Here is a 17,165-nt window from a genome sequence, read left to right as displayed (position 1 = left end):
ACTTACTCCGAAGGGCGCGATTCCTCCTTGGACAGCCGGCTGATGAGGCCGTCGTAGCGGGGCGGCATGAGTTCCAGGATGGAGATGGCCGTGCTGGTCCGCTCGATCCCGTCGATCTCGAGGATCTCGTTGGTGATGCGGTAGAGGTCGGCCGTGCCGCGGGCCACCACCTTGGCCATGAGGTCCGCGTCCCCGGTGGTGGCGTGCACCTCGATGACTTCCGGGATCGCGGCGAGCCCGTTCTCCACCGAACCGGTCCGCGTCTGGCTGATCGAGAGGGACAGGAAGGCCATCAGCTCGTAGCCCAGGGCGGCGGGGTCAAGCCGGCGGCTGAAGGAGCGGAGCGCGCCGCTGCGCTCCAGCCGTGCCAGCCGGGCGTGGACGGTGTTGCGTGCGACGCCGAGTGTCCGGGAGAGTGCCAGGGCGCTGGCTTCGGGGTCCTTGTCCAGGGCGAGGATGATCCGGCCGTCGAGGGAATCGAGCGTGCGCGAGTTTGCGATGGTCATATTTTCACCAGAGGTACTAGAAGTTGAGCAAAAGTCCCAAGCACCGGAGCCTACCTTGCATTGTGGTCCGGGTCACTTCCATGATCGGACCTCATGACCAGTGATCAGCTTTTGGCCGTACCCCAAACTGCGTTGCCCACCCTGCGCGACGCGGTGACCGGCCTTCCGTCCTACGTCCCGGGCCGGCGCAGCGTTGGCGCGGACATCGCCGCCCTCGCCAGCAACGAAAGCCACTACGACCCACTGCCCGCCGCAATGGCTGCGGTGACCGAAGCGGTCGGCAGGATGAACCGCTACCCTGACATGGCCGCCGTCGAACTCCGCGAACGGCTGGCCCGGCACCTGCGCGTCACCGCCGAAGAGGTCGCGGTGGGCCCGGGCAGCGTGGGCGTCCTGCAGCAGATCATCACCGGACTGTGCGACGCCGGCGATGAAGTGGTGTTCGCGTGGCGCTCCTTCGAGGCGTACCCCATCCTGGTGGAGCTGGCGGGCGCCCGGCCGGTACGCATCCCGCTGGACGACGCCGAGGGCCACGATCTGGACGCCATGGCCGCGGCCGTCACCGAGCGCACCAAGGTGATCCTGCTCTGCACGCCCAACAACCCCACCGGCGTGCCGATCAGCCACGAGCGACTCGAGGAGTTTCTGCAGTCCGTCCCGTCCAACGTCCTGGTGGTGATTGACGAGGCGTACGTGGAGTACGCCGACGCCGGAAGCGGCCCCGACTCCCTGGCGCTCTACCGCCGGTACCCGAACGTCTGCATCCTGCGCACCTTCTCCAAGGCCTACGGACTCGCCGGCCTCCGCGTGGGCTACGCCGTGGCGGCGCCGGCCATCGCCGAGGGGCTGCGCCGGACCGCCCTTCCCTTCGGCGTGAGCGCGCTGGCCCAGAAGGCGGCCGTCGCGTCGCTGGACGCGGGGGAGGAGATGGAAGTGCGGGTCTCCGCCGTAAAGCAGGAACGCGCACGAATGGCCGCTGAGCTGGAAGCCCAGGGCTGGAAGCTGCAGCCGAGCCAGGGCAACTTCCTGTGGATCCGTGCTGACGAGCACCTGCTGGCACGGCTGGTGGATGCGTTCGACCGCGCGGGCATCATGGTCCGGGCCTACCAGGGCGACGGCGTGCGGATCACCGCTGCCGATCCCGCCTCCAACAACCGCGTGCTCCGGCTCCTCGAAGCCCACGCAGCCTGACCTTTTATCCCCATCAGTTCCACCTACAACCAGAGGAAACCCCATGGAACAACAGACGAAGACGTCTGCCCGCCCACTCGGCGCAGCCCTCAAACCTCGGCAGCTCACCATGATGGGCCTGGGAAGCGCCATCGGCGCGGGCCTGTTCATCGGCTCCGGGGCAGGCATCCAGGCTGCCGGCCCGGCGGTGCTGATCTCCTACCTCGTGGCCGGAACGCTCATCATCCTGGTGATGTGGGCGCTCGGCGAAATGGCCGCCGCCAACCCGGACAGCGGTGCCTTCTCCGTCTACACCGCCAAGGCCTACGGGCCGGTGGCCGGCGCGACGGTGGGCTGGCTCTGGTGGCTGCAGCTCGTCGTCGTCATCGCGGCCGAAGCGCTCGGAGCGGCAGGCCTGCTGGCCACCATCTTCCCCGCGCTGCCGGTGTGGCTGATGGCCTTCGTGTTCATCGTGGTGCTCACCGCCGTGAACCTGACCAGCGTGAAGAACTTCGGCGAGTTCGAGTTCTGGTTCGCCCTGCTCAAGGTGGCGGCGATCGTCGGGTTCCTCCTGGTGGGCGCTGCCCTGCTCTTCGGCTGGCTGCCGGGCGTCCAGTCGCCGGGCCTGTCCAACTTCACCGGTGCCGGGTTCGCACCCAGCGGCTTCGGCGGGATCGCCACCGCTCTGTTCGTGGTGGCGTTCGCGTTCGGCGGCACCGAGATCGTTTCCGTGGCAGCAGCCGAGACGGCCGAGCCTGCCCGCAGCGTGAAGAAGGCGGTCCGGACGGTGCTGTGGCGCATCCTGGTGTTCTACATCGGCGCGATCTTCGTGATCGCGGCCGTGGTTCCTGTGGGTTCCGCGGGGTTGAAGAGCCCGTTCGCCGCTGTGCTGGACGCGGCGGGCATGCCGGGTGCTGCCACGGCCATCACCCTGGTAGCCGTCGCCGCCCTGCTATCCGCCCTTAACGCCAACCTCTACGGTGCCTCCCGGATGGCGTACTCCCTCGCGGAGCGGGGCGAAGCACCCCGCCTGCTTGCTTCCGTGTCCAAGGCCCGGGTGCCCGTTGTCGCTGTACTGGCGAGCGTTGCCTTCGGCGTGGTCACGGTGGTGCTGGAGCTGGCCTTCCCCGAGATGGTGCTTGGCGTTTTGCTCAACATCGTGGGTTCAACCTGCCTGCTGGTGTGGACATCCGCGCTTCTGGCCCAGCTCGCGCTGCGCCTCCGCGCCGACCGTGAAGGAACGGCGCTTCCCCTGCGGATGCCCGGGTTCCCGTGGCTCACGTCCTTCGGGCTGCTCATCCTCGCGGCGATCTTCACAGTGGGCTTCATCGGCGAGGATTCCCGTCCCCAGCTCCTGAGCACCATCGGGCTCGTGGTGCTGCTGGCGGTGGCGAACTGGCTGCACCACCGGTCCGGGAAGGTCTCGGGCCGGGTTGAAGCTTCGGAGGGTGCGAAGCAGTCGGTGCTCATCGACTGAGCTTGGGGGACGGGCAACTTCATCCCGAGTGAGAACAGTGAGGGCGCGTCCGGCTACCGCCGGACGCGCCCTCGCACACTTCATGCCGTGATGGCCCATCGGCCCATCGGCCGCAGCCCAGTCATGCAACTATGTCACCAGAGGGTCTCGTCGCGCTGTGTGCTCTATAACTCGGCCTTCCAAACTATGTCAGGCACAGTTCACTATGCTTGCACTTGCTCCGAACCAGCCCACCAGCGTCGATTCCGCAACCAAAATTTTCAGGCATTCCCTAAAGTGGGGTCGGCATATCCCTGCTGTGGGCTACCAAGAATCGGCAAATTGGCAGCATCCGCTCTCGACCGAAGGTATGCCAAAACGTGCGGTACTCCTTCGACCAGATATTTGAAGCCTGCTTCCAGCCGCTCGGGCTTGTGATCAAACAGTCCGAGGGCAAGATTGCATGATCCGCAGACCAGCCCACGTATGCAGCTGCCGCATGTTTTGTATTTTTCGGGGCAACAGTTGTGATCGTGATCCACGCTCAGCGAAGTGCGGCCGAAGTCCGGGGGCTGCTTGCATATCCAACAGACGCCGCCTTGAAAGGATAGGAGGGCATCGTACGTCTCCCGAGTAATCCCAAACTTCCGCGCACGGGAGGCATCATTAGCGCACCGTAGGCAGCGGGACGACAATTTGTCGCCCGAATCGCCTTTTCCGAAATTGTCTTCGGGCAGCCATTGTCGACACGTCGTGCATCGCTTGTTGCCATCGTCGTCCCTCTCCAAAGATGCCAGCTTGTAGCGGGGAACGATCACCCGCATCTCGCCCGTGTCGTTGTACTGGTTAGTGTGGGATTTGCATAACGGCATGGGGTCATGCTGGTACATGTCTTTCCGTCCGCATTCCGTGCCGTCAGGTCCGGGGCCCACGCACCGCGTGCCGTTAGGTGCCTTCCGCTTGATGGGGGTCAGCTCGCCGCGGTAGTACTGGTTATAATGAGTGCCGCAGAACCGCGAACCGCTGGTTACCGACTTTCGTCCGCAGCTGTAGTCGAAGGCCGCGCAATCGTTCCATTCATCCCCTTTTGGTGGAAATTGCCACATCTCCCCGTCTCGTTCAAGCTGCGTTGCATGTCCTTTGCAGAGGGGTCCTGGGGGAAGATTAAGCTGCGTCACTCGTCGGTCGCAGGGATCCCCGTTGCGGCCCGGGCCCGCGCATGTCAGGCCACGGCCTACCCCTCGGGTTTGAAGAGGTCTGAACTCTTCACCTCGGTTCATCTGGAGGGCGTGCGAATTGCAGTACTTGCCGCCCTTGTTCCGAGTGCGGAGCTCGCACCCATAATTGGGGAGGGCGCTGCACTGATTCCATCCTTCAGCGTCTTTTTTTATCTCCATGCCGGAACTTTAACCGGCGGCACCGACAAAACAGGCCAAGCAGGGCCCTATGGAGCACTACCCCGGTGGGCCGCTATAAGCTTGGCAGAAATAGGTGTGCGTAATCGAGCTTCTTGGAATGTGCGCTACGCACTACAGGCCGGCTATCAGTGTCAGCGACCGACTATCGCATCCAGTAGAGACGGCAACGAGAGCGGTTGGCTTCGGGCGCGGGAGCAGGACGTGCGGCCGGGCTGGCGCCTATTCAATCAGTCATTGCGGCTTATGACCGCCTTCGACCAGCCCCATAAACATGGTCCTGTGCAGGATGTCCACGTGCTTCCGTGCCACCTCCACCGATTCCTCAACGTTGCCGGCGCGGAGGGCTGCAACCAGGGCGATGTGGTCATGGTTGGACTTTTGCAGCTTCTCGATGGGGTAGGGGATCAAGTAGTCGTAGAGGTCGGCGAGAGTTTCGTGATAAACCTCGACGGCGGAGTCCAGGCACGATGCAGTACCCACCAGTTGATGGAACTGCTCGTCCATCCTGTGGTAGTAGGACCAGCCGGTCGCCTCGGCCATCTCATGCGTTAGCCGGTCCAGCTCATCCAGCTGTTCAGTCGTGGCGTTGACGGCGGCGTAGTGTGTCACGGCGCACTCGAACAGCAGCCGCCGGTCCACCAGCCGGTTCACAGCCTGGGACTCCGCCGGCGACGCGGACAGTGAGGCCAAAACATCCGACGGCGGCGCGTCCGCCACAAAAGTCCCGCCGGCCCGGCCGCGCCGGCGCACCACCACACCCTGCTCCGCCAGGCTCGCCAGCGCACGGCGGGCGGTAATCGGGCTGACCGACAAACCCAAGGCAACGTCCTCCTGGTCCGGCAGTCGCTCGCCCGGCTTCAAAAGCCCCAGCGAAATAGCCATCCCGATCCGCATCCGAACAGCGTCCATGGCGCTGCGCCGCTCCATCCCGGACATCCTGCCGGAACCAAGGCGCAAGGGCTCGGCGGTGTCCTCCAGCTGACGGGTCATATTCGCTACTTTACGGCCCACAGCAGCGCCCCTTCCCTTTATTGGATCATTCTGATCTAATATAACCCGGATTACACCTCCACAGCGGAGAAAAACCCATGCAACGCATCCTTCCCCTCGTCGCGGCCCAAGCAAGGCCCAGGCCCATCGGCGAACCCGTCTCTGTCTTTGCCGACGAGGTCAAAGAAGCCCTCGAAGCCCAGCCGCACAGCAAGCTGGTCGTCTTCCCCGAGCTGCACCTTTTCGGCGACCAAAACCCGGACCTGCAGCGGATCGAAATGCTCCAGGCCAGTGCCGAGCCCCTGGACGGGCCGCGGGTCAAAGAGCTCAAACAGCTCGCGGAAGACCTGAACATCTGGCTGGTCCCCGGCAGCGTCTGCGAACGCGGTCCGGAAGGGCAGCTGTTTAATACCCAGCTGGTCCTGTCTTCTCCGGACTACCCGGTCAACAGTTGGTCCTTTGATCATTTGCTGAAGATTACGTCCCGCCCCCCCCGGGGATCCGGCGCGTTCAACGCATGCTTGCACTTTTCTACGGCGCTCATCCGGACTTACCCAACGAGTTCCGGCTCGAGATCCCAGCCTTGGTCTCGGAAGCACCAAATCTTGCCGTCCCTTTGCCCGCTCATCAGAGAAGTGCCGCCAACGTTTTGACTGGTTTAGTTTTCGCAGTCAAGTAAAAAGCACGCTAGCAGGGGCGGGCCACGACAAAACAGAGACGAGCGTGCTCCACAACAAATACAGTCGGTTTTGATTGGCGGCATAACGCGCTTCTGTCCAGCCGCCCGATTGCTATCCAACCCGGCGCAGTACGAATGAAGATAGACAGCAAGGCGAAGAGATCCCATTCCATGCAGTTCTCTGGGTATCTGAAGTGCTATCTTCCTGTGGGGGAAGTTCCTCCACAGAAGGGGATGAACTTTCCGTGGGACTCAAAGAAGATGTTGAAGCCGGCGTAAGCGGTGTACTGCTGCCTGCATGGGTGGAGCGGGACGGGCAAGTGGTGCCCGAGGCCAAAGACATAGCGTTGAGCAACGGTGCCGTGCGCCTTGACGCAACCTATCTCTACGCAGACATGGCAGATTCCACCGGTTTGGCCCAGGCATACAAAGATTGGGCGGCGGCAAAGGTTATCCGCTCCTACCTCAACGCAGCCACACGGATTATCCGGGCGAGGGGTGGACACATCCGCAGCTTCGATGGAGACCGTGTGATGGGAATCTTCATCGGTGACAGTAAGAATTCCGATGCTGCCAAGGCCGCAATGAACATCTCTTGGGCAGTCACAAAGGTGATTAACCCCGCTCTCCAGGACAAGTGGAATAACTTCACGTGGAAGATGGCCCACGGAGTTGGTATCGACACTGGCCCAGCTATGCTCGTCCGGGGCGGTGTTCACGGTGAGAACGACATTGTGTCGGTCGGTGGCGCACCGAACGTTGCCGCGAAACTCAGCGAGATCCGCGGCGGCAAAACCATCAACATATCCGCTTCGGTGTACAACCAGCTCAACGATGCCTCAAAATTCGCCAACAAGATCGACATGTGGACACCAAGGGGCACCCAGAGCTATGGCAACAAGTCCGTGGCCTACTACGGTTCGTCCTATACGTGGGCCCCATGATCCATCGTGGGCAGACCTCTCGCCGACCAAAATCGAAGCAGCCCATATGAGCCTCTTCAAGAAGAGCAGGATGGCTGAGCCATCGGCAGCATCCAAGGACAAGGAAGCCCTTGAAACGGCATGGAAAATACACGCCGCCCTGGTCGACTGGACGGGGAAGGTGGACGCAAAGGCCTCCTTCGCGTTTACCCTCGAGTCCGCCGGCCTTGCCACAATGGTTGCTTTATCCGCCAAAGACAGGCTCTTTGGTACTCTGACCGGACCGCTGCAAAACATCACGTACCACGCAGCAGTCTTCTCGCTGCTTGTAGCTGCTGCCTGCGCAATGTGGGTCGTCATCCCGCGCCTTAGAATGAGGCATGTCGGCAAGGAATGGCCCGACAACTTTATCTACTTCGGACACCTTAAGTACTGGGACGCATCGAAACTTCCCCAGAAAATCCAAAGCACAGAGATGCTTCCTGTCATCACCAAACAGATGATAGGAATGAGCAAAATAGCCTGGATGAAGCACCTTTTCGTAAAGGCGTCAATGATCCTGGCCTCGATTGGAGGGGTCTGCCTACTTACGTGCGGACTCTTAGTCCGAGCCGGACTATCCCCCTAGTTGAAAAATGCCACCCGCCCGGCGTACCAAGTCCCGGATGGGAAACTCCCATCCATGGGCCGTCGTATTCACCGCTTCCACTGTGCCCAAATAGGGGTAGCTCAGAACGTTGGAATCCGTGGATCCCCTCCGTTTAGGTGCAGTTCTCTGAATACCACTTTTCCGTCACAACGTTGATCACGCTGGCGCTGAAGCATCCTCTCTCAAGGTCGTAGGCGGTCAGCGGTTTGTTGGCCTCATTCAGGTTGCTTTGGAAGTCCTGCTCCATGAGGAAGGACAGAGCCGTCCCTTTACTGGCCTGGGAAGCGAGTTCCGCCGCCTCGTTGACCACATCGCCCATGTAGACGACGTCAGAGATGGTGCTGCCTTTTTGGCCTGCCTTGATCATCAATGCCCTGCCGTAGGCGGCTCCGAGCCCGCACTTGATGGGGGTCTTGTATCCTGCTTTGTCCAACTTGTAATTGAGGACCTTCAACAGCGAATTTGCTTGCGCTGCGAGGCTGAACACTGAGTTGATGTCGGACTTGTAAGGCGTGTTATAAAGGCCCCAGACGCAATCGCCCACGATGTTGATTTCACGGCCCTTGGGGTGGCTGTTGAACACCGCGACCATTTCTGAAATGAACGCCCGGTACATTTTGGCTAGCGCAGGCCGGTTGTACAGGTCCGGGAGTTGGGAGGAATCGCGGATGTCGATGAAAAGCGCAGTGCCGCTAGCGTAGAAACCATTGTCGAATGTTAGTTCGTCTCTGTCCGGCAGTGACTTTTTCTCTTCGAAGTTGCTGTTTGATTGGGCTAGGATGGCGTCCAGGCGCTCAAAAGATGCGACGTGGTCGTAGGCTTTGTAGTTGCTATCCATTGATTCCTCTGTTGCCGGTATCCATTGCCTATGCGCCTTCAGCCTGTCGTACCCATCGCTCATGATGAGAGCTGCTGTGGCAGGGCGCACGGCTGCCGTTGTGGCTACAAACAAAGCAGCAAAAACGGTCGTTATCGACTCCGGTGCAAAGGGGTGCGGTTCACGAACCACCTACTTGATAGATCAAACGAATTCCAACGTAAGCTCTGGTCATGACTGCACCCACCAACAACCGAACTGCTATCCCACCTTCAAAAGAACCGATGCCGATCTTCTGGGCTCTTGTGTGGTGGAGCCTTGTAGGAATCGGCCTTGGTTTGATCATTGAGATCGTCTTTGCTCAAATGGCTGCCGGCACTTGGGTCTGGGAAGGTCCGCTGAACCTTGATTCAACCAAGTGGTTCGATGTCTCTCGTAGCACAATCACCACAGTAGGCATCTTTGGTCTGGGAGGTGCGGCCCTGCTGGCCTACCGGCGTCAGCACACTTCTGAACGGCAGCACACGCTCGACGAACGTAAACAAGGATCAGTCGACAAGACAGACTTACGGGCACGGTATACAACAGCCGCTGAACAACTCGGCCATGAAAAGCCCGCTGTTCGTCTCGCCGGTGTCTACGCCATGGCTGCACTGGCAGACGATTGGCACTCAGCAGAAGAAGACGAGCAGCGCCAGATCTGCATTGATGTCCTTTGCGCCTACCTCCGCATGGAATATGACCCAGACTCCGATAAAGCTAAGACAGGCGAAAAGGAGGTCCGCCTAACCGTCATCAAGGTGATTTCCAGTCACCTGCAGGATACTTCTAGCACCTCCTCGTGGTGTGGCATGAACCTAGATTTCACAGGAGCCGTTTTCGACGGTGGCGATTTTTCCTCTGTAAAGTTCACCGGCGGAAACGTCACCTTCGCCGGTGCAAGGTTCACTAACGGAAACATCAACTTCACCAACACAGAGTTGAGCGGCGGAAACGTCATCTTCGCCGGCGCACATTTCAGCGGCGGAAACATTATCTTCAGCGGCACCGACTTCGCGGGTGGAAACGCCATCTTCACCCGCGCACACTTCACCGACGGACTCGTCAGCTTCGCAGGCGTACGCTTCACAGACGGAAACATCAACTTCAGCAATGCAAAATTTACCAGCGGCCTTGTCAATTTCAGCCGGTCAGAGGTCGCCGGCGGTTCCATCATTTTCACCGACGCGCAGCTGAGCGGGGGAAACATCTCCTTCAGCAATGCAAAGTTCATCGGCGGAAACATCACCTTCAGCAGGGCAAAGTTGAACGAAGGTGGTTTGAACTTTGGTAGTGCAAGATTCAGCAAGGGGACCGTTAGCTTTAATGGGGCAACATTCGCCACTCCGTCAGCCACCTTCGCTAGGGCAAGGTTTACCGGTGGTGTCGCTTCCTTCGCCAAGACAAGGTTCACAGCGGGATTTGTTTCCTTCAAAGGCGCAAAGTTCACCGCAGGGACCGTCGCCTTCGAGGCGGCCACCTTCGTAGGGGGGCATGTTTCCTTCGATCAAGCAGAATTCACCGGGGCATCCGTTAGCTTTCTGAAGATACGCGGTGCAAAACCAGCCCTACTGACCTTCGAAAATGTTAGCTCGTGGGCGCATCCACCAGAATTCCCCTGGGCACCTGGTGCTTCTCCTGCATGGGTTCTTCCCACGTCGTTGCCGCCAGGGACAACACCATCCCTGCTACCCGAAAACCAGGAAGATGTTGGTTTACCCAGTTCGCCCTGACCACGACTGTAAAAGTGAACGAGCTCAACCGCTCGCCCACTTGCAGCTAAGGGCGCAATCAGAAACGGTCGATATTGACGACAGCCAGGGGCCTCTGCGTGAAAGTTGGAGGATTGCATCTGACAGTGCCGAACGTCGAACTGCCGGCTAAGGCGTTACGGACTGGACGGGAGCTGGCTGAACAGTTGGAGCGAACGTTGGGGCGAAGGTGGTGGTTGTACTCGGAGGTGTCAGATCGAACAAAGGCCGCCCCTCGTACAAGAAATAGAACCCCAACAACACTTGGGCGACGACCACGGAGAGAAGCAGAACAGTTATACGTTTCCCAATGAATGCTCGCCCATGTGCTAGCTTTCGAACTTCGTTCAAGGAGGAAGCATCTAATGTGTCCCCGAGAACTTTAAATCTCGCGGTGAGACGCTCGTAGGCGGTTTGTGCATAAATTTGAACCAGCCCGGGGGCGGAGCTGAATAACTGCTTTTCAGCTACATAGGCCGAGTACGCCAAAGGAATGAGGCTTCGGCTGATCATGGCAGGTAGCAGAGCTGAAACCCCCGATACCAGAGCCCCAATGAAAATCGGCCCGGCCGAACGAGAAATGAAACCGTAGCCGATAAGCACTCCATTGACACCAACCAGAAATGCCCACGCCTTGACCATGAGGTCGACCACGAATCTAAAGGTCTCTATTGATGCGTTCCACTGGTCCCTTAGAGCTGCAGTGTCAACCTTTTCGGTCCGACCAAACATATGTCGCGTCCTACCGTGAGAGGGAAGTGATGTGACACTCTAACGTGACTGCTGAGGCTGGCCACGGATGCTGTCAGGAACGGGCATCCCTGCCCGCCGCACCTATTTGAGGCGGTGCCGCGCTAAGTGTTAGAAACAGTCGTTTTTTGGAGCTGTGAGGATGGCGTTCCAGCTGCTGGTCCTCGTGTTCTTCGTGGCGCTGGCCATCGGCAACGTGGTGTCCGCCAACGGGGCCGGGGGACTGGCCAGCGGCCAGCCGTTCTTCAATGACACCGCCAGTTTCACCACCATCTCCGCCGGCGCGGCCATCGCCGCGTACTCGTTCCTGGGGTTCGACGCCGTCACCACCCTCACCGAGGAAACCATCAACCCGCGCCGGACCGTGCCGCGCGCCATCATGCTGGTGGCCCTGATCGGCGGCGGCATCTTCGTGGCCGTGTCCTACGTGACCCAGCTGGTCCACCCCGGCGGCGTGTTCGAGGACTCGGCCTCCGCGGCCAGCTCCATCGCCCTGCAGATCGGCGGGCAGCTGTTCGGCGCCGTGTTCCTGGCCGGCCTGGTGGTGGCGCAGTTCGCCTCCGGCCTCGCCGCGCAGGCCAGCGCCTCACGCCTGCTATACGCGATGGGCCGCGACTCCGTCCTGCCCAAGGCAGTCTTCGGCAAGCTCAGCGAGAAGTTCCACACCCCGGTGGTGAACCTGGTGATCACGGGCGTCGTGGGCCTGATCGCGATCTTCCTGGACGTGGCCACCTCGACGTCGTTCATCAACTTCGGTGCCTTCATCGCCTTCACACTGGTGAACGCCTCGGTGGTGTTCCACTACGTGCGCCAGCGCCGGGCCGAGCACCAGCTGAACCCGGTGTCCTACGTGGTCGTCCCCGTGATCGGCGCCCTCATCTGCGCCTACCTGCTCTCCCAGCTGGACAGCAACGCCATTACGCTGGGACTGTCCTGGCTGGTGCTGGGCGTGCTGGTCCTGGCCCTGATCACCCGCGGGTTCAAGGCCTCGTCGCCGGAGATGGCGGCCACGGAGAAGGCGACGGTCGAGGCCGCCGCCTGACACTGGCAAGTCCAGCCGCGGGGCATGATCTCAAATCACTTGGGCGGGTTCTCATCCTGCTCGCTCCAGTCGGATGTAGTCAGGAGAATCGGAGGCTCCACCTCATGACGGTCAGGCGCGTCCACGCGGGTCGGCGCCGTCCGAGTCGAGTATGTCTGTGTACCGCGTAAACGCCTTGTCGACCTCGCTCTGTATCTGGACGAGCGTGCCCTCTTCCATGCGGTACGTCCGGTTAGGATCCCCTTTAAAAGAGAGCCAGTTGAAGCTTGTAGTGATCCATAGATTATCGGAGATCAGGATCTTGGCGTGTGTGTTCTGAAGGCGGACGACCCGTAGCTTTTCGTAGCGGGCAGCAAGGTTGTTGAGCTTACGAAGTGCGAAGTCGTCAGATCCGCTGTCGTCAGGGCCATAACCATGGCCGATGTGGACTTCAACGCCAGCGCGGAGGCGCCGCTCAAGGGCGGCGACGAAGTCGGTGTTGACCACTCCGCCTTTCACCCATGGCGCGATGATCAGCAGTCGCTTCTTTGAGCCGTTGAGTGCTTTATTAAGCAACTGCGGATGCTCGTGGACGTCGACACTGCGCACCGCCATGTCCTCTACACGCAGCGGCCTCTGCGCGGGTTCTTCGTCGCCCTTTGCGACCTGTTCGCCAGCGCCCCTGATAACCTCCACCTGGTCGATCGCTACTCGCTGCTCCTCGAGTTCGGGAGAAAGGGTTGGGCGGGGTTCGGGAGGAGCGACCGAAATGCCGAGCTTCACGACCGCGTCAGTGGCCGCAAGCTCCAGCCCGTGCGCAGGCTGGAGATTACCATCGATACAAAGGCCCAGCTGTACCTCGCCAGAATCTGAGTCGCCGTAGACGAGCAGCTGTGCTGGCATGTACAGGTGTTGGTTCTGGGACGCGATTTTCCGGACGCGGAGGACTTCGACCTGCCGTGTGCGGTCGTCGCGTGACTCGACGAGCTCGTTGAAGCGCCCGACTGAGAGGTCATTGAGGTCGACCCGTGAGGTCTTCTTGGCAGGGAGGATTTCGAGGCCGGCCTCTTGGGCATCCCGCTTCCTGATCAGGCTTGCTCGTGCATAGTCCTGGGCGTTCCAAACGAGTCTGTCGAAGGGCACGTTGAGCTGAGTTAGAACGGGTTGGACGGCGGCAAGATTGCGAGCAGATTCGAGGCCCAGCGCAGTAAGACCGAGTTGCCCATTTCCCGCTCGCGTAAGGTTGTTCGAACTGATCTGGTCTGCAACCGTGTTTACGACCTGGTCGCGTTGCAGTCCGAGGAGCCCTGCGATCTCATCGATCCCGCGGACTCCCGCGTGCACAAACCGCAGGATGAACTCCTCGAGGAGGGGAAATGACTTGAGCTCCTGCGCCAAGACATCTACGCGGAGTATCGTGACTGGCAAGGCAGCGTCGACCACGCTGATCAACTGCAAACCAGGGCGATGATCACCGAACCGGCGGCGAATCGTATCTGCTGTGGCTAGGCTCATCGTTCCGCCGTCCTAAGTTCACAGTCATCCGGATGAGACTGGATGTATGTCAGTACATTCTTCAAGGCGCCGGTTGTGCCTCGGATAAATCCTGCATCGCCCACAATGGTGAGGCCGAACCGGGCGCGGGATAGTGCCACGTTGATGCGCCGCCAGTAGTCCGGCCCAATAAACCCGAGTTCGGCATTTGAGTTGCTCCGGGTCACGGAGAAGATAGCCACGTCTGATTCACGGCCTTGAACTGCGTCCACACTCATTACCGTGATTGAAAGATGCTTCAGCCGATCGCGTAGGGGCGCGAGCTGCTGCTTGAGGTCGGCGACCTGGGCTACGTAGGGCGCAATGACGAGCACATCAAGTTGCTGCTTACCCTTCGGCAGCTGGACGACCTTCTTGTCAACGGAGCCATTTAGTACTTCCAGCCGGCCAATGACGATACGCGCCTCCGCACGGTTTGCGAAGCTCCTGCCTTTGCCATGAGGGGCGGCCTCACGCCGGTCCTGACCATGAGAGGACGTATCCAGCCATAGGACAGGTTTGCCATATCCGAGGAGGTACCCCTCAAGTCCGCGGTCGTTTGGCGATCGAAGTTTCTCGTTGTAGAAACAGGTCGAAATCATGTCTCCGATTGGTCGGATCATCCGGTACTGCTGGCTTAGCATGACTTGGGAATGGTCCGGAAGGCGGTCCGTCAGCCGCTGGAATAGCGTCTCCCGTACGTCCTCAGGACGGAGCTGATGGTCGGTCATCAGGTCCTTGTTGCGCAGTATGTCCTCATCGATCGGAGGCAGCTGGTTAGTATCACCGACGACCACCCAACGCTTGGCCCGGGATACCGGAACGAGTGCTTCGGTCAAGGTTGCCCGCGAGGCCTCGTCGACGATGCACAGGTCTATGTCGAGGTCGCGAACCGCTGGGTGTCTTAGATAGCCCACGCACGTTCCGGCAATGACACTTGTTTGGTCGAGAAATGCGTTGGCGAGTCCTGAGTCGGACGAAATTCGTTGTAGCCACTCGCCTTGTAATTGCAGGCGCGTAAGCAGCTGCTGTGCACCGGCGCTTTCACCGATGAGGACATCCACTGCGTTCAGGGCATCCCCGGCACTCATGTCGGCCAGTAGAGTCAGGTCGCTTCCTAGCTCGGACTGCGCCTCTTTGAGGAGCTCGTCTCGAAGGTCAGCGAGGGCGTCGACCTTTTCCTGAACTGAGGTCAAAGACACCGGTTCACCCAGTGAGGTTGCAATCTCAGACCGGTGCCTCTCACCATCTTCCGGTCGGAGATTCTGGAGGTAGTCGAGCTGGGACAAGCTTGCTGAGAGCTGCTGAAGGGCGAGAGCTGCACGAAGATGCGATGGTGAGAGTCCCGCTTCGGTCGCCCGTGCTCCCAGATAGCCTTCCGCGTTCTTTCGAACTTCGCGTGCCCAGCGTTTCATCTGGGCATCAAGGAGGAGGTGACGCACGGAATCGTCGACACGGTTCCGGTCAGCGCTTGCCAGTCTGACCATGTTTGCCTGCCCGACGTCGGACAGACGTTGCAGCGCGTTGTCCACTGCAACGTTTGTCTGCGAAGCGATAAGAACCCGTGCGTCCGGGTTTGTGCTCAGTGTCTGCTCCACCAGCTCGGCAATGAAGCTAGTCTTGCCCGTTCCTGGTGGGCCCTGAACGACAAAGATATCGGGCGATCCCAAGGCGGTTTCGATCGCGTCTTTCTTGCTGTCATCAAGCTCACGCCTCCAGGTGGAGACTGAGACAGCTCTAGGTGCGGCATTAGCGCCTGGATCGAGGAGCAGTGCCCGCAGATCCGGACGGGCTGACTTATCACGCTGAACGTCATCGACGGCCCGACGCTGACGGTTGAGTGCTGCCTCGTCCGGGCCGAGGTGAGGGTCGAGAACCGCTCGATCGGGCAGGCTTTCCCAGCGTCGCGCGCTCAGGATAACGACTCGATCGTCCTCGTGTTCGATGACCTCGCCCCAAGCGAACTTGCGGTCAGTCTTCTGGTCTTTTACGCGCCACTCGGTGCCAACCAGGTCGTAGTCGACCGCGGACTCCAGAGTGAAAGCCGCCTCCCGGCCGCGGGTCTGCACCTTCTTGTAAGGCAGCGGCTTTTTCTCGCCTCGCGCAAGCTCCTCACGGGCGTTTAGGACTCGACGCCATGTGTCGAAGAGCTCCTCGCCGTTGCGCTCCTCCTGGCCGGCCTGTTCTGCCTGGTCTTTGGCTTCATAAAAGGCATCGATGGTGTCAATCAGGGTTGCTATCCCCGCCCGTGCAAGTGCTGAGTTTGCTGGCGCTGCGAACGTCCAGTCGAAGACTTGCGGTAGCGGCGCCGCACGTCGGCGGTGATTTTCAAGTCGCTCAAAGTCCAGTTCTGCAGCCTTTATGACCGTTGCGCCGGTCTCATCGGACTTCAGTGTAAAGCTCCAAGACGATCCGTCGAGCCGAATGCTATCTCGTTGGGGCTTGCCTGAGGACGGGTCGTTGAAGAACGACGCGTAGACGTCGCCGGAGAGGTCCCCTTGGACCTTGCCCACGGCCGTCTGTCGCGCATCATCACTTCCTCCCAGCGATCTAATCGCCGACTTTGTTAGACGAAGCAAAATGGGATTCCGAGTGATCTGTTGCTGTCCGTCGCGCCGCTGCTGGATCGCCTTGAGTGCACTGAGAAGATCGCTGGCGTTCTTCGGTCTTTCATCTGGTTGCATGGCGATGCAGGATCCGAGCAGGCGTCGAACGTCGGGGGGGACGGGAATCGACTCCAGCGCCCGCTGCACCCCCGCGGGGTCCTTCAGCTGTTCCTGGGTCATGCACTGAATGAGAAGCACGCCCATCGAGTAGACATCGCGCACGTACCGGATATCCGCATTTAGTTCAGGTGGCGCGTACGGCTTGGAGTGCCAATCTGCCACGGTCTGAAGCGTCGAATGTTCTTCGCCTCGGATTTTTGCGATTCCGAAGTCCGCGAGGAGGGGTATTCCTTCCTCGGAGACGAGGACGTTTTGGGGCTTGATGTCCCGGTGCTCGATCTGTTTCAGATGCGTGTACGCCAATGCGTCCACCAAGGGCAACGCGATGTCAGTCGCGAGGCGATCCCAGGATTCCCACGGCCCCGATGCCCTGAGGACATCGTCGAGGTTCCGCTCGACCCAGTCCAGGACGAGAACGTAGGTGCCGGTCTCGTCAATCCCTGACCAGCGGCAACTAACAATGTTGGGGTGCGACAGGCTCTTCAGCGTCTTGGCCTCGTTATTGAACACCTTCCGCGTCACATCGTCCGGCTGTCCTGACAGTAGCTTGACTGCCACGAACGAAGAGTCTCGATCGTCCACCGCTTTGCGGACCACAGAGAACGTCCCACTACGGCGCTCCACCTTCAAGAGCATGTAGTGCTCACCAACGACGTCTGGCACGCTTCCCCCTGGTGTTGACATTGGCTTCAGCCAAAGCCAATTGAAGCACAATCACGCACCCGGCCGTGCTGATT

Annotated in this window: 13 protein-coding genes; 7 read left to right on the top strand and 6 right to left on the bottom strand. The window is 60.2% G+C overall.

The window, feature by feature from the left end:
• Window positions 1–2: 2 nt before the first annotated feature.
• Complete coding sequence (locus ASG86_RS09030; protein ID WP_056332747.1) at window positions 3–506, bottom strand: Lrp/AsnC family transcriptional regulator; 504 nt, start codon at window positions 504–506, stop codon at window positions 3–5.
• Between the two features lie 93 nt (window positions 507–599).
• Between ASG86_RS09030 and hisC the strand changes: the two genes are divergently transcribed.
• Together hisC and ASG86_RS09020 are read left to right on the top strand one after the other, a co-directional pair.
• Entirely contained in the window at window positions 600–1,697 is a 1,098-nt protein-coding gene (gene hisC, locus ASG86_RS09025) for a histidinol-phosphate transaminase (protein WP_056332744.1), read from the top strand.
• Between the two features lie 43 nt (window positions 1,698–1,740).
• Window positions 1,741–3,153: an amino acid permease gene (locus ASG86_RS09020; protein ID WP_056332742.1), complete on the top strand. Its 1,413-nt coding sequence runs from the start codon at window positions 1,741–1,743 to the stop codon at window positions 3,151–3,153.
• A 260-nt stretch (window positions 3,154–3,413) separates the two neighbouring features.
• Here ASG86_RS09020 and ASG86_RS21200 read toward each other — a convergent pair whose 3' ends face one another.
• Window positions 3,414–3,956 carry an endonuclease VII domain-containing protein gene (locus tag ASG86_RS21200; protein WP_082566737.1) on the bottom strand — a complete coding sequence of 181 codons (543 nt, stop codon included), beginning with the start codon at window positions 3,954–3,956 and terminating at the stop codon, window positions 3,414–3,416.
• 825 nt (window positions 3,957–4,781) lie between these two features.
• Window positions 4,782–5,540, bottom strand: coding sequence for a FadR/GntR family transcriptional regulator (locus tag ASG86_RS09015; RefSeq protein WP_056332739.1), 759 nt, complete (start codon window positions 5,538–5,540; stop codon window positions 4,782–4,784).
• Between the two features lie 98 nt (window positions 5,541–5,638).
• Here ASG86_RS09015 and ASG86_RS20990 point away from each other — a divergent pair, with 98 nt between their 5' ends.
• The 3 genes from ASG86_RS20990 to ASG86_RS09000 all read left to right on the top strand — a co-directional run bounded on the left by ASG86_RS20990 (window position 5,639) and on the right by ASG86_RS09000 (window position 7,770).
• Window positions 5,639–6,193, top strand: a complete 555-nt coding sequence (locus tag ASG86_RS20990) for a nitrilase-related carbon-nitrogen hydrolase (RefSeq protein WP_235565147.1) — start codon at window positions 5,639–5,641, stop codon at window positions 6,191–6,193.
• 271 nt (window positions 6,194–6,464) lie between these two features.
• Entirely contained in the window at window positions 6,465–7,163 is a 699-nt protein-coding gene (locus ASG86_RS09005) for an adenylate/guanylate cyclase domain-containing protein (RefSeq protein ID WP_056332733.1), read from the top strand.
• A 46-nt stretch (window positions 7,164–7,209) separates the two neighbouring features.
• Window positions 7,210–7,770 (top strand): Pycsar system effector family protein, encoded by a 561-nt coding sequence (locus ASG86_RS09000; RefSeq protein WP_200946207.1) that lies wholly within the window; start codon window positions 7,210–7,212, stop codon window positions 7,768–7,770.
• A gap of 133 nt (window positions 7,771–7,903) precedes the next feature.
• Here ASG86_RS09000 and ASG86_RS08995 read toward each other — a convergent pair whose 3' ends face one another.
• Entirely contained in the window at window positions 7,904–8,629 is a 726-nt protein-coding gene (locus tag ASG86_RS08995) for an adenylate/guanylate cyclase domain-containing protein (RefSeq protein WP_056332730.1), read from the bottom strand.
• 212 nt (window positions 8,630–8,841) lie between these two features.
• On the opposite strand from ASG86_RS08995, the gene ASG86_RS08990 reads away from it, so the two are divergent.
• Together ASG86_RS08990 and ASG86_RS08980 are read left to right on the top strand one after the other, a co-directional pair.
• Entirely contained in the window at window positions 8,842–10,380 is a 1,539-nt protein-coding gene (locus tag ASG86_RS08990) for a pentapeptide repeat-containing protein (protein WP_156386154.1), read from the top strand.
• A gap of 910 nt (window positions 10,381–11,290) precedes the next feature.
• Window positions 11,291–12,190, top strand: a complete 900-nt coding sequence (locus ASG86_RS08980) for an APC family permease (protein ID WP_082566728.1) — start codon at window positions 11,291–11,293, stop codon at window positions 12,188–12,190.
• Between the two features lie 111 nt (window positions 12,191–12,301).
• Here the strand turns inward: ASG86_RS08980 and ASG86_RS08975 are convergent, their stop codons facing one another.
• Together ASG86_RS08975 and ASG86_RS08970 are read right to left on the bottom strand one after the other, a co-directional pair.
• Window positions 12,302–13,684: a hypothetical protein gene (locus ASG86_RS08975; RefSeq protein ID WP_056332722.1), complete on the bottom strand. Its 1,383-nt coding sequence runs from the start codon at window positions 13,682–13,684 to the stop codon at window positions 12,302–12,304.
• Window positions 13,681–17,091: a serine/threonine-protein kinase gene (locus tag ASG86_RS08970; RefSeq protein WP_056332719.1), complete on the bottom strand. Its 3,411-nt coding sequence runs from the start codon at window positions 17,089–17,091 to the stop codon at window positions 13,681–13,683. Before ASG86_RS08970 ends, ASG86_RS08975 begins: the two co-directional genes overlap by 4 nt.
• Between the last annotated feature and the right edge of the window lie 74 nt (window positions 17,092–17,165).

This window comes from Arthrobacter sp. Soil764 (assembly GCF_001428075.1).
Taxonomy (GTDB): domain Bacteria; phylum Actinomycetota; class Actinomycetes; order Actinomycetales; family Micrococcaceae; genus Arthrobacter.
Note: the sequence above shows the minus strand (reverse complement) of the source record. Positions and strands in the feature narration are given on the sequence as shown.

Bases quoted from the DNA above. Each gene is read 5' to 3' on its own strand.
- ASG86_RS21200 (WP_082566737.1), bottom strand. From the start codon at position 3,956: ATGCGGGTGATCGTTCCCCGCTACAAGCTGGCATCTTTGGAGAGGGAC.
- ASG86_RS09030 (WP_056332747.1), bottom strand. From the start codon at position 506: ATGACCATCGCAAACTCGCGCACGCTCGATTCCCTCGACGGCCGGATC.
- ASG86_RS08975 (WP_056332722.1), bottom strand. From the start codon at position 13,684: ATGAGCCTAGCCACAGCAGATACGATTCGCCGCCGGTTCGGTGATCAT.
- hisC (WP_056332744.1), top strand. From the start codon at position 600: ATGACCAGTGATCAGCTTTTGGCCGTACCCCAAACTGCGTTGCCCACC.
- ASG86_RS09020 (WP_056332742.1), top strand. From the start codon at position 1,741: ATGGAACAACAGACGAAGACGTCTGCCCGCCCACTCGGCGCAGCCCTC.
- ASG86_RS08980 (WP_082566728.1), top strand. From the start codon at position 11,291: ATGGCGTTCCAGCTGCTGGTCCTCGTGTTCTTCGTGGCGCTGGCCATC.
- ASG86_RS08995 (WP_056332730.1), bottom strand. From the start codon at position 8,629: ATGGATAGCAACTACAAAGCCTACGACCACGTCGCATCTTTTGAGCGC.
- ASG86_RS09015 (WP_056332739.1), bottom strand. From the start codon at position 5,540: ATGACCCGTCAGCTGGAGGACACCGCCGAGCCCTTGCGCCTTGGTTCC.
- ASG86_RS08990 (WP_156386154.1), top strand. From the start codon at position 8,842: ATGACTGCACCCACCAACAACCGAACTGCTATCCCACCTTCAAAAGAA.
- ASG86_RS09000 (WP_200946207.1), top strand. From the start codon at position 7,210: ATGAGCCTCTTCAAGAAGAGCAGGATGGCTGAGCCATCGGCAGCATCC.
- ASG86_RS20990 (WP_235565147.1), top strand. From the start codon at position 5,639: ATGCAACGCATCCTTCCCCTCGTCGCGGCCCAAGCAAGGCCCAGGCCC.